At 33.4% G+C, this 13865-nt stretch carries 8 protein-coding genes; 4 read left to right on the forward strand and 4 right to left on the reverse strand.

Annotated features, from left to right (window positions below):
• Positions 1-69: 69 nt before the first annotated feature.
• The gene (locus VOI25_RS05790; protein ID WP_323788067.1) at positions 70-1533 is read right to left on the reverse strand and encodes an aminoacyl-histidine dipeptidase; all 1464 of its coding nucleotides are present in this window, start codon (positions 1531-1533) and stop codon (positions 70-72) included.
• Between the two features lie 51 nt (positions 1534-1584).
• Between VOI25_RS05790 and VOI25_RS05795 the strand changes: the two genes are divergently transcribed.
• From VOI25_RS05795 to VOI25_RS05810, 4 genes are all read left to right on the forward strand, one after another.
• Positions 1585-2655 carry a DUF3810 domain-containing protein gene (locus tag VOI25_RS05795; protein WP_323788068.1) on the forward strand — a complete coding sequence of 357 codons (1071 nt, stop codon included), beginning with the start codon at positions 1585-1587 and terminating at the stop codon, positions 2653-2655.
• A gap of 81 nt (positions 2656-2736) precedes the next feature.
• Positions 2737-5712 carry an amidohydrolase family protein gene (locus VOI25_RS05800; RefSeq protein WP_323788069.1) on the forward strand — a complete coding sequence of 992 codons (2976 nt, stop codon included), beginning with the start codon at positions 2737-2739 and terminating at the stop codon, positions 5710-5712.
• A 10-nt stretch (positions 5713-5722) separates the two neighbouring features.
• On the forward strand, positions 5723-7030 hold the full coding sequence (locus VOI25_RS05805) for an amidohydrolase family protein (RefSeq protein ID WP_323788070.1): 1308 nt from the start codon (positions 5723-5725) through the stop codon (positions 7028-7030).
• 13 nt (positions 7031-7043) lie between these two features.
• Positions 7044-8060 carry a metallophosphoesterase gene (locus VOI25_RS05810; protein ID WP_323788071.1) on the forward strand — a complete coding sequence of 339 codons (1017 nt, stop codon included), beginning with the start codon at positions 7044-7046 and terminating at the stop codon, positions 8058-8060.
• Positions 8061-8263: 203 nt separating this feature from the next.
• Here VOI25_RS05810 and VOI25_RS05815 read toward each other — a convergent pair whose 3' ends face one another.
• The 3 genes from VOI25_RS05815 to VOI25_RS05825 form a co-directional block, all read right to left on the reverse strand.
• A complete protein-coding gene (locus VOI25_RS05815; RefSeq protein WP_323788073.1) occupies positions 8264-9067 on the reverse strand; it encodes a hypothetical protein in 804 nt (267 codons plus the stop codon).
• 103 nt (positions 9068-9170) lie between these two features.
• Complete coding sequence (locus VOI25_RS05820) at positions 9171-9332, reverse strand: hypothetical protein (RefSeq protein WP_323788074.1); 162 nt, start codon at positions 9330-9332, stop codon at positions 9171-9173.
• Between the two features lie 229 nt (positions 9333-9561).
• Positions 9562-13677, reverse strand: coding sequence for a T9SS type A sorting domain-containing protein (locus VOI25_RS05825; protein ID WP_323788075.1), 4116 nt, complete (start codon positions 13675-13677; stop codon positions 9562-9564).
• Positions 13678-13865 lie beyond the last annotated feature (188 nt).

Consider the following 13865-nt stretch of genomic DNA (forward strand, 5'->3'; position numbering starts at 1 on the left):
CATCTTTTTAGGCAATATCACCTCAACTTAAATTAATTGTGATTCAAAGCGACATAGATTATCTCTTAATTATTTCTTCGGAATTCGTTTTAAAATCTCTAAAACAAAGTTCCAATATTTTTGGGCTGAAGAAATCTGAGCACGTTCATCAGGAGAATGTGCGCCTTTGATATTTGGACCAAAACTAATCATATCCATGTCTGGATAATTTGTTCCAAGGATTCCACATTCTAAACCTGCATGACAAGCTGCCACATGTGGTTCTTCTCCATTATTTAATTCTTTATATAATGGCACCATTACTTTTAAAATATCAGAATCCATATTAGGTTTCCAACCTGGATAATCACCTCCAAATTCTACTTCACAACCCGTGAGTTCAAAAGTGGATCTTAAGCCATTCGCCAAATCCCATTTCGAACTTTCAACAGAACTCCGAGTCAAACATCCAACTTTAATCTGGCCATCTTTAACAATCACTCTAGCAATATTATTAGAGGTTTCCACCAAATCAGGAATATCAGGACTCATTCTAAACACTCCATTTAATGCTGCGTACAAAGCTCTTGTTAAACCTTCCTGAACACCTAAATCCATAATGTGTTTTGGTGTTTCTGTTTTTGAAACCTCGATAACTAAATCTGGTTCCATGGTTTTATATTCAATTTTTATCTCATTTGCTAAATCATTCATTTCAGAAACAAACGCTTCTTCATGTATAGCATCAATAGCAACAATGGCATTACTTTCTCTTGGAATGGCATTGCGTAAACTTCCACCATCAATTTCTGAAATACGTAGTCCAAAATTTTCAAAACCGTCAAATAACATACGATTCATCATTTTATTTGCATTACCTAAACCTTCATGAATTTGCATTCCTGAATGTCCACCTTGCAAACCTTTAACAGATACTTTATAACCAATTTTAAATTCTGGCGTTTCCTCTTGTTCATAAGTTCTTAAAGCTGTCACATCAATTCCACCTGCACAACCTACACCTATTTCATCATCCTCTTCAGTATCTAGATTCAATAGAATTTCTCCAGAAAGCAAACCGCCTTTTAATCCCATAGCTCCAGTCATTCCTGTTTCTTCATCAATGGTAAACAAGGCTTCAATTGCTGGATGTTCAATATCTGAACTTTCTAAAATTGCCATAATCGTCGCAACACCAAGTCCATTATCGGCACCCAAAGTTGTCCCTTTTGCTCTAACCCAATCGCCATCAACATACATCTGAATACCTTGGGTATCAAAATCGAAATCAGTGTCATTATTTTTTTGGTGAACCATATCTAAATGTGATTGCATGACAATGGTTTTTCTATCTTCCATACCTGAGGTAGCAGGCTTTTTTATAATGACATTTCCAACTTCATCTTCAATGGTTTCTAAACCTAAACTTGCTCCAAAATCTTTCATAAATTGAATGACACGTTCTTCTTTTTTTGAAGGTCGTGGTACAGCATTTAAATCTGCAAATTTATTCCAAAGGGCTTTTGGTTCAAGTGTTCTTATTTCTGCGCTCATGTTATTCATTTTTAGTTTCGCAAAGGTACATCTTTTTAGTATTTTTGAGTCATGCAGAACTACAAAAAAAGCCTCATTGCCTTTTCTATTATTCCACAGATTTTACTTCTGAAAATATTGGCTAATTATCCTGCATTTGTAGAATCTGCTTATAGTACTAGCCTTTATATTTACATTTCAAAAGGCATGCGTTATGTATTTGGTTGGTTGCCAATTTCTGTTGGTGATATTTTGTACACACTTTTGAGTATTTATATTATTCGATGGCTTATCATAAATAGAAAACGGATAATTAAAGACACCAAACATTGGTTGTTAGATGTGCTTTCAGCCATATCAATTGGTTATTTTGCCTTTCACTTATTATGGGCTTTCAATTATTATCGTTTGCCATTACATGAATCTTTAAACATTGATAAAGACTATACTACTGAAGAACTAGTCGCCTTAGCAGAACAATTAACCACGAAGACTAATACTATTCATTTGAGCATTACACATAACGATTCTGTAAAGGTTGATATGCCATATTCGAAAGCTGAATTATTAGAGATGATTCCTGAAGGCTACCATCAACTATCTAAAACATTTCCTTATTTGGAATACCATCCACGAAGCATTAAAAAATCGATTTATAGTCTTGCTTTGACCTATATGGGATTTTCAGGATATTTAAATCCGTTTACAAATGAAGCTCAAGTTGATGGATTGATTCCTTCATACAAATTCCCAACAACTGGAAGTCATGAAGTTGCGCATCAATTAGGTTATGCTGCAGAAAACGAAGCTAATTTTATTGGTAGTATGGCAGCCATGCAACATCCTGATGTCTATTTTCAATATTCTGGACATGCGTTTGCATTAAGACATTGTTTAAATGAAATTTACCGAAGAGACCCTGAAATTTATGAAACTATGTTTCCTAAGATTAATAGTGGTGTTTTAAAGAATTATAAAGAAGTCCAAAACTTTTGGAATGCCTATGAAAACCCGTTAGAACCAATATTCGAAAAAACTTTCGATAGCTTCCTAAAAGCGAGCAATCAATCTGCTGGAATGGAAAGCTATAGTTATGTTGTTGCCTTATTAGTCAATTACTATACATCTAATCCTTTAGATTAAACGTTAAAAAAGCGAATATATACCGAAAACCTTTCCTTTAATTTTTATCTTTAGAAACAAATTAATAATCAACTATTATATATGTTAAGAATTCCTCTAAGGCTCTTGCTATTTTTATGTAGTTTTTCGCTATTAGCACAAGAGTATTTTCCAAAAAACGATGGTGTAAAAACCATTAATTCAAATTACACTGCATTTACAAATGCAAAGATTCACATCACTCCTAGCCAAGTAATAGACAATGGTACACTTCTTATTAAAGATGGTAAAGTTGTAGCTTCTGGTTTACAAGTAACTATTCCAAAAAATTCAACTGTAATTAATATTGAAGGAAAAAGTATCTATCCTTCCTTTATTGATATGTATTCAGATTTTGGAGTTACAAAACCAAAACGTGAAAGTGGTGGTGGAAGAAGTCCGCAGTACAATCCATCACGCACAGGTTATTATTGGAATGATCATGTCATGCCTGAAAACAATGCCATATCAAAATTTAATTTTGATAACAAAAAAGCCAAGGAACTTTTAAATGCTGGTTTTGGTGTTGTAAATACACATATTCAAGATGGAATTGTGAGAGGCACAGGAACTCTAGTGGCTTTAAATACGGAAGGTGGCAATGAAACCACAATCCTTGAACAAAATTCTGGTCAGTATTTTTCATTTAGTAAAAGTGTAACCTCACGTCAGTCGTATCCTGGTTCAATAATGGGAAGTATGGCTTTACTTCGTCAATTATATATGGATGCCGATTGGTATGCTAAAGGCAATAGTAAAACGAAAGATTTATCGATAGAAGCTTTAAATAAAAACAAAAATCTAGTTCAAATATTTACTGCTGAAAGTAGAGCAAATGGATTACGAGCAGATAAAGTTGGAGATCAATTTGGAATTCAATATGTGATTCTTGGAGGTGGTGACGAATACGAACGTGTCAATGAAGTTAAAGCTACGAATGCCGCTTTTATTATTCCTATAAATTTTCAAGATGCGTATGATGTTGAGAATGTGTATTTATCGCAATCTTTAGCTCTAAGCGACATGAGAGCTTGGAATCAAGAACCTTCAAACCCGAAAGTTCTTGCCGAGAACAACATCACATTTGCGTTTACAACACACGATTTAAAATCGCCTAAAGAGTTTAAAGCAAAACTTATGAAAGCCATTGAATATGGTTTATCTAAAGAAAAAGCATTAGAAGCATTAACGACAACTCCAGCCAAATTACTAGGAAAACAAACTGAAATTGGTAACCTTAACAAAGGTGCTTATGCTAACTTCTTAATTACATCTGGAGATATTTTTGACAAGAAAACAACGGTATACGAAAACTGGGTTCAAGGAACTCAAACTGTTGTAAATGACATGAACACGAAAGACATTAGAGGTGATTACGAATTTTTACTTGCTCGTGAAGCTTATAAAATGACCTTAAGTGGTGAATTGAGTAAGTTAAGTTCTGAAATCACTGTTGGTGACAAAAAACGTGGTTCAAAAGTGAGTTACAGTGACAATTGGTTAACAATTGCAATGACTTCCAAGGATTCAACAAAACAAGAATTTATTCGATTGGTGACTAATGTTTCAAATAGTGACAACTTAAACGGAAAGGCCTTTTTTCCAAATGGGAGTGAATTGACCTTCTACGCTAAAAAATTAGATTCTGAAACCAAAGAAGAGGCATCTAAAAAAGCAGATAGTTCAAAAGTAAAAGAAGTGACTCCTCTAACCTACCCAAATATGGCCTATGGTTTTAAGGAATTGCCTAAGCAAGAAACATTATTATTTAAAAATGCTACGGTTTGGACTAATGAAGCTGAAGGCATTTTAGAACAATCAGATGTTTTAATCAAAAATGGTAAAATTGTAAAAATCGGAAAAGACCTTTCCGATTCTAGTGCTCAAGTTATTGATGCAACAGGAAAACATTTAACCTCTGGCGTTATTGATGAACATTCTCATATTGCTGCAGCTTCAATAAATGAAGGTGGTCAAAATTCTTCAGCTGAAGTAAGTATTGAAGATGTTATAGATGATGAAGACATTGACATCTACCGAAATCTAGCTGGTGGTGTTACAACCATTCAAATTTTACATGGTTCGGCAAATCCAATTGGTGGACGTTCAGCAATTATTAAACTAAAATGGGGAGAAGATGCTCAAGACTTAATCTATAAAAACAGTCCAAAGTTTATCAAATTCGCTTTAGGTGAAAACGTAAAACAATCTAACTGGTCAAGCTACGAGCGCTTCCCTCAAACGAGAATGGGAGTTGAACAACTCTACATTGATTATTTCAGTAGAGCAAAAGCTTATGACGCATTAAAGAAAAGTGGCAAGCCCTATCGAAAAGATACTGAAATGGAAGTTTTGGCAGAAATCTTAAATAAAGAACGTTTTATTTCTTGTCACTCTTATGTGCAAAGTGAAATTAACATGCTCATGAAAGTTGCTGAGCAATTCAATTTCAACATCAACACGTTTACACATATTCTGGAAGGTTATAAAGTAGCCGATAAAATGGCCAAACATGGTGTTGGAGGTTCAACCTTCAGTGACTGGTGGGCATACAAGTATGAAGTTAATGACGCTATACCATACAATGCTGCAATCATGCATAATGCAGGTGTTGTCGTAGCGATTAATAGTGATGATGGTGAAATGGCACGTCGTTTAAATCAGGAAGCTGCGAAATCTGTAAAATATGGCGGTATTTCTGAAGAAGATGCTTGGAAATTTGTCACTTTAAATCCGGCAAAATTACTTCATATCGACGATAAAGTTGGAAGTATTAAAGTTGGAAAAGATGCCGATTTGGTATTATGGTCAGATCATCCGTTGTCTATTTATGCTAAAGCTGAAAAAACCATAATTGAAGGTGTTACTTATTTTGATATTGTACGTGATGAAATGATGCGTTCTCAAATTATGAAAGAAAAAGCAGAACTTATTAATCAAATGATGCTTGCTAAGAACAAGGGATTGAAAACGCAACCTATTAAGAAAAAGAAAAAGGAACATATGCATTGCGATTACATCGATCATGAATCACACTAAACTTACAAACATGAAAACAATAAATTTATATATCGTTTTGTTGCTACTCACATTTGGTTTTACAAATGCGCAACAAACACCAGCAAAAAAACAAAGCAAAACCATTGCAATCACTGGAGCTACTGCGCACATTGGAAATGGAGAGGTAATTGAAAATAGTTTAATCATTTTTAAAGACGGAAAATTAACCACTGTCGTTGATGGTACTGTTGCAAAAATGGACCTAACAGGAATGGAGGTCATAAATGCCATCGGAAAACATGTGTATCCAGGCTTTATTATCCCGAATACAACCTTAGGATTGGTTGAAATAGATGCTGTTCGTGCTACTGATGATGATTCAGAATTAGGATCATGGAATCCACACATTAGAAGTTTGATTGCCTATAATACAGAATCAAAAGTGGTAGAATCATTACGACCAAATGGTGTGCTTTTAGCGCAACCTACTCCTCGTGGTGGACGCATTTCTGGTACGTCTTCTGTTGTACAATTAGATGCTTGGAATTGGGAAGATGCTGTTGTAAAAGAAGATGATGGTATTCATATGAATTGGCCAAGAAGTTTTAGTAGAGGACGTTGGTGGTTAGGTGAAGATCCTGCCTTAAAAATGAATAAAGATTATGAAAAGCAAGTTAAAGAAATCACAGACTTTTTTAATGCGACTAAAGCGTATGCTAAAGGGACTAATCAAACACGCAATTTACCTTATGAAGCAACTAAAGGTCTTTTTGATGGTTCAAAAAAACTATACATAAATGTTGATGATGAAAAAGGAATTATTGATGCCGTAAACTTTTCAATTGAAAATGGTGTCAAAGAAATGACTATCGTAGGTGGCTATCATGCGTATAAGGTTGCCGACTTATTAAAGCAAAATAATATTTCCGTATTGTTGCAACGTGTTCATTCAAGACCTGGACAAGAAGATCACGATTACGATTTGCCATTTAAAATGGCCAAATTATTAGTAGATAAAGGTGTTGTTGTTGCTCTTGAAGGTAGCGGACAAATGGAACGTATGAATGCTCGGAACTTGCCTTTTTATGCAGGAACAACTGTAGCTCATGGCTTATCTAAAGAACAGGCTTTACAACTTATTACGCTAAATACGGCTAAAATATTAGGTATTGATGCCGATTATGGTTCTTTGGAAGAAGGAAAAAGTGCGACATTATTTATTAGTGAAGGTGATGCTTTAGATATGCGAACTAATATTCTTTCTCATGCTTTTATTGATGGACGACTTATTAGTTTAGAATCACATCAAACAACACTTTGGAAACGTTATTCTGAAAAACTTAAACACCAAGACTAATTAATTAGACGCATTGAACACTTTAAAACTCGTTGTTAAGCTTGTCCTAATTTTTATTGGCTATGTTAGTTTTTGTCAAGAATTAAATGATGGCCCTTATGTTTTTATAGAGAATAAGAATCTCATTCAGAAAACTATTGTTGATGGCAAGGTTATTACTAAAAAGCTTAAGCGCTCAGCATACCCTAAAACTTTTGCTCCAGAAATGTCTACGTTTTCAGGTGTTAAAAAAATGGCTGTATTAAGTGACATTCATGGTCAGTATGATCTTGCAATCGAAATTCTAATGAATAATGGCATCATAGACAAGGAGTTAAATTGGAATTTTGGTAAAGGTCATTTTGTAATTGTAGGCGATATTTTTGATAGAGGACCAAAAGTAAATGAAATGCTTTGGCTTATTTATAAACTTGAGCAACAAGCAAAACACAAAGGTGGTCATGTACATTTTCTCCTCGGAAATCATGAGTATATGGTAATGCGTAAAGATCTTAGATATGTACATGAACGCTATATAAAAGCAGGACAACTACTGAACTTAGAATATGATGAATTATATGATAAGAATACTGTTCTTGGACGATGGTTACGATCAAAATCTACTGTTTTAAGAATTAATAATCATGTGTTTGTACATGGTGGAATTTCGCAAGATTTTTTATCAAAAATTAGCTTCGATATAGACGTTATTAATGAAACTATGCGAGCTTCAATAGACATCAGCAAATCTGAATTAAAATCTACAGAATTCTATACTAATTATTATGGCAAAACTGGTCCAATTTGGTATAGAGGTTATTTTAATGATGACTTAGATCATAATGATATTGATGATGTTTTATCAAAAACAAATTCAGAACATATTGTGGTTGGTCACTGCTCGTTTGATGAAGTGATACGTGTTTATGACGGAAAAATATTTGGTGTAGATTCTAGCATTAAAAAAGGTGAATATGGCGAAATCCTCTTTATAGAACATGGGTCTTATTATCGAGGCACAAAAGATGGAACCAAAAAAGAATTTGAATAGAACTAAATAAAAGGTTTCGACTGCGCTCAACCTGACAATTAAACATGTATTAGACTGAAATTAATTATAAAATTTCACTTTGAACTTGTTTCACGGTCTCGTTCTACGACTTTATTTTTAGTTATAAGATGCTGAAACAAGCTCAGCATGATATAAAAAAAGACTGTGATGATATAAGGCTGAATTATTAATTACATAAATGACTATTCAACAACCTTAGCATCTTCAGGTTTACTAAACACCTCAGAGTTCATTTTTACAGAAGTAAGAATCACATTGGTAAACTCCACATCATTCCGCTTCGTTGTAGGTAAATTGTTTTCATAATCGTACCAAGTTAAAATTTTTGGCAATTGTAAATTATTGGAATTTTGCCATTCGCTATACTTTATAAAATGAAATTCTTTTGCTTTTTCTTTTGTAAAATAGGTTACTGTATACCCTAACCAAGCCATTTTATTAGTTTTAGAATCGTAATATAAAATGTACTCATCTTCAGGTGATTCTCCTACTCCACTGTCGTAAGAAATTTTAATTCCAGGGTAACTTTTTCCTTCAAAAATTAAAGGTTGTACGTCCTCATAAACAATTCCATCATCAGCTAAAATAAAAGGCATCGCATAAAAATAGAACATCAAGTTGTAATAAAACTTGGGATTCCCTTTATAGTTTGTTGTATCTTTTTTGTGTAACCAAACCTCTTGTCCATCAAAACCAATGGTATGTTTTGGCATTTCAATTAACGAGTTTCTATTGTATAAATCTGTTGTTGTGATTTCGTCACCAGAGTCTTTAGCCATTGTAAACTTTAGGGTTTGCATTTCTTCCCAAGTATCTAATCCTCCATGAGCATCAAAGACTTTAGATATAGATTCTGGATACGTACTTGTGGTTACATCGAGTTCTGTTTCAGAATAATCTAAAGCTTCAACAGCTTCATTTTTTTTATCGTTTTTGCATGATGAAAACACGATTAAAGTACATAGCAGTAAACTCTTAAATTTCATAATGTAATGTGTTTGTTTTTGTGCTTAGACGAAGATACAGAGAATTGTTTACAAAAAAGCCTCAGAATAGTTCTGAGGCTTTTAAGAATGCACTTAAATATGATTAATCAAAAGGGTTTCCTCCTGGATCTGGAGGTGACGATGCTTGTGCCTGTTTAGGATTCAAAATAATGAAACTTCCTATGGCAGTTAAAGCAGCATACTTACCCATTTTGGATAAAGCTTCCTTTCTTGTAATTTGATCTTCAGTTGTAATATTTTTCATAATATTAGTATAAGTTTAATATTCATCACAATAAAATGAATATTCTTTACAAATGCTTCATTTATGACCTATACAAAAACACGACAACAACAAAACAATACAATATGATAAGCGGCTATGAAGAAAAATAAAAATCTAGCAAACTGATAATCAAATGAATGAATAATAGTTTGGTCAAAAAAAAGTCTCAGAATAATTCTGAGACTTTTTGATAATTATTTACTTGCTATTATTCAATAATTAGTTTTTTAACTAATTCTTTGCTTCCTGTATTCAATTTCACAAAGTACATTCCACTTTGTAAGTCTGCCACACTAAATTCCAGATTCTGAGCTTCAGAAATTGAATGTTCTAAGACCAATTTACCTTGAATATCATAAATACTCACAGTTGCATTTGTAATCGTATTCAATTTAATATTCAACATATCTTTTGCTGGATTTGGATACATATTGAATCCGTTGAAATCAAATTCAGATATAGATAGAGCTTCCTCTACAAATTCTGTTTCAAAACGATTCGTAATTACAGGTGCATTAAAATCGAAATAAATAGCTGCAGTATTTGGAATAATATCGCCAAGGGCATATCCTGGTTTTGGTTGTATTCTAAAGAACACAAATCCGTTACTACCTGCTGCATCATCTTGTTCTGCTGGTAAGTTGATATCTTCAAAATACCATTCTAAATTATTCTCATTTCTAGTTACAATATTATCATGACTAGAGCGTAACATTTGAAATGTAGTTTCATCTAAACTTGCATCTAATACATCTTCAATTCTAACAAATGTAGCTGGAAAAGTTCCTAAATTTTGGAAACGAATTGTATAATATAACCATTCATCTGACGTTGAAAACTCATCATATAAAACTCTAGGACCATGAGCTTCCATTTTATCGTTAGGATCCCAAGAACCTACAACTAATTCAGATAACGTTGAGTAATTATTACTCGGAACTAAATCATTAGTATCGGTAATATACGTGGCTGTATTCGTCACAATTTCTCCTAACTCAACAGATACTGGACAGGTTAATGAAATATCAATATATTCAGAATCTCCTGGCTGTAAGTTTACAAAGTCAACTGTAAATCCTGTTGCAGTATTTGTAATTGTGTAGTTAGGATTAACACTAGTCACACCATTATACACTAATAATGGATCATGAACAAACTCTACAGTTCCTGAAGAAATTGTGGTAAATCCTAAATTTTCTAAGACTAGGTAATTTTCATGCGTAAAACCTGGTCTAGGTGGTGTCCAATAGTTTATTAAGTATACTGCAAGATCTTCACAACTCTGTTCTTCAACGACAGGGAAGTCTATTGTAACTGTATTTCCTTGAGCAACACTTATATTATCAAAACTCGCAGTAGTAATATCATAACAACCTGCAGATTCTTCATATAAGTTAAACGTAATCTCATAAACATCTGCATCATTTGCACTAATGATTTGGAAGCTACCTGTTGATGAATTAACTGTATTTATGTTTCCATCGCCATTAACTTCATAAGTAAAAAACCCATTAGAAAAACTAAATTCATTGGCATCAAACACATTATTTGTATTGTCATCTACAAAGGCATTAACTTCAATAATTCCTATTGAAGATGCACAGTACACATCAAAGTCAAACTGTTCTGTACAACAGCTATTTCCGTTGGCACAACTAATCGTTCCATCAGAGGCAAATTGTACTGTAATTGAACTTCCAGTTGATGTATATGACAATCCTGTAAAATCACCATCATTACCAAACGGTAAATTAGGGTTCATTACTGAACCATCAGAATCTAAAATAAAAATATCATCAAAATTAACTTCAGTTCCACCTGCATTAAAGTAAAGGGTTAATGGTAAACCATCTGAACTTTGAAAATTAAATTCACTGTCGTCATTATTTTCGTAGCAATACGTTGTATTTACGACACCTGAATTACAAACCACAATTTGGTTAGGATTTGCTCTTGTTGTAAAGCTATTCTCAACGCAACTTTCGGCATCACCATTGGTGTTATAAGGTGTTATCGTCACATAGTAAGTCACTTCAAATTCAAGAGTTTCAATAGCGTAATTCAACACATTGCCTACATCTTCATTATCTAAAACTTCAGTTCCTCCAGGTGTTATACCTAATGACAATTTATAACCTGTAACAATTCCTGAAGCTGCAGTCCAAGTTAAATCAACATTTTCGTTTACGTCAGTTGCTCCATCTAAGGGTTGTAATAAATTAGTATTGCAACCAGGAAGTGCGTCAGGATCTACGCAACTCACATCAAAATCAATTGGTGTGTAATTTTGATTAAAACAAGATATACTATCATCAGCATCAACTGACACTCGTATACTATTTCCAGAAGAGGTAAAACTTAAACCTGTAAGATCTCCATTATTACCGTATGTTGTTTCGGTCGGATTTAAGTTAGTCACACCGTCTGAATCTAGAACAACCAGTGCATCGAAACTTACTTCAACCTGTCCTGCGTTAAAAAACACTTGTAACGTTGAGTTATCTGTGCTTTCGTAATAATATTCAGTCACTTGGCTACTTTCATAACAAAATGTCACATTTACTGGTCCTTGAGAACAGTCTAAAGGAATAACACAGCTGTTTTCAGTAATAATGTTAAAGTCTATGATAGAAAAACAGGCATCATCGTTATTTTCAACTCTAACAAATATGGTTTCAATTGCCTCTAATGCAATGAAATTAGTTGGATCAAATATGGCATTTGTATTTGAAAACGCAGAATTAGCATTATCGAAAAAGCTGATAATGAATTGACTTGCATCTTGTCCGTTTAAAATTTCAGGTAAAGTTGTCGTCAAATCAAAAAATGAGTTTGGCACACAACTAAATAAATCATCTATATCTGCAAGAGCAGGAGCATTTCCTCCTTCGGTCACTAGTACACTTTCAGTTGACACACAACCTGTATTCATATCTGTAACAGTCACAGTATAAGTACCACCTGTATTCACTACAATTTCTTGATCGGTTTCTCCTGTACTCCAAAGAAAACTAAACGTTCCAATGTCGTTGTTTATGAAAGGATATAGGACAATTTCATTTCCGCTACAAATTGCATAAGGACCGTTAAAAAATATTTGCGGACTCATATTTGGTGTCAAATAAATAGTTGAGATCGCTGTGTTTCCAGTAGCTAATTCTTCTACATGAGCGTAAACAACTTCTTGTTGGCCAAAAATCACATAAGCATCCGGATTAGGAATAGGATTAGTTTGGTTATTAGCATCAGCTTCACTTAAGTGATATGTAAAGTTGAAACCTGCAGTATTTAAACCGTTTAAAATTAAAATATTCGCTTGTGTCAAATCAAAGGTAGTTTCAAAATTAGGACCATCTGAACAATTCTCAAGTGTAACTGCAGGATTGACAAATAAACAACTGGTATCTACAACTAACTCTAAAGATGTTGTTTGAAAACAGTTCCCAGTATTATCACTTACTCTAACATAAAGCGTTTGCGCAAAAGGCGTTGTATTTGTAAATATAGGATCCAATACATTGAAAAAACTTTCAGCATCAGCTAAAGACGTATGATAGGTTACAAGAAGTGTAGGGTTTTGATTTCCACCTAAAATTTCAGGAGTTTTGGAGTCTAAATTAAATTCTGAAACACCATCATCGTCTTCATCACAAATCACATAAGGTGTTGGTTCGTTTAGAAATATCTCTTGATTTACATTTAAATACAAAACAGTATTATCACTCACATGGTAACAACCTGAGTTACTATCTTCAATTCTGACATAAACAGTTTGAAAATACTGAACAATATTTGTGTAAAACTCAGGGTTTGCAATTTGATTTACATTTATATCAGCATCCTGAAGTGTTTCGTAATAGCTAACTACTAAATTTGGATTTCCTTCAGTAAACTGAAGATCAAAAAGAGTTAAATCAAATATTGCAAATCCACCACCTTCATCGCATGCAATGACATCTTGAGCAAATCCGTTTATAGGTAATGTATCAACAAATAACTCAAACGTTAAAATTTCTGGATTGCCTGTAGTATTATTTATAGCACTTACAAAAATCGTTTGTGGGTTTGTAATATTAGAATAAGGAGAAGATAACGGATTAAATTGGTTAATAGCATCTACTTCAGACTCATGATACGTAATTGTATACTCATTAGGATCTATAGCTCCCAAAATTTGAGGCGTTTGAGATTCTAGATCAAATTCTGCAATTCCATCATTATTGCCATCACAAACAGACAAATCAGCTGGTTGATTTAATACTTGTGAAAATGTAGAAATTGAAAAAAAGAGGGCTAAAAGCGGAAATAGTAATTTTACTTTCATGTGAAAAGAGTTTGATTAGTTGTTTCTATCAATCAAATAAAGTGCAAACCTTAAAGTATTGACGTCATTACTATAACAAGTAAGTTGCGAGTTTCCCTACCTTCAATTTTGAAATATCCGGAAATTCTAAAGTACAGAAGACATTGTTATTGCACTATAAAAGTGTAAATTTGTGGGTATTCAAATAT

It is taken from the genome of Psychroserpens sp., assembly GCF_034670085.1.
Classification (GTDB): Bacteria; Bacteroidota; Bacteroidia; order Flavobacteriales; family Flavobacteriaceae; genus Psychroserpens.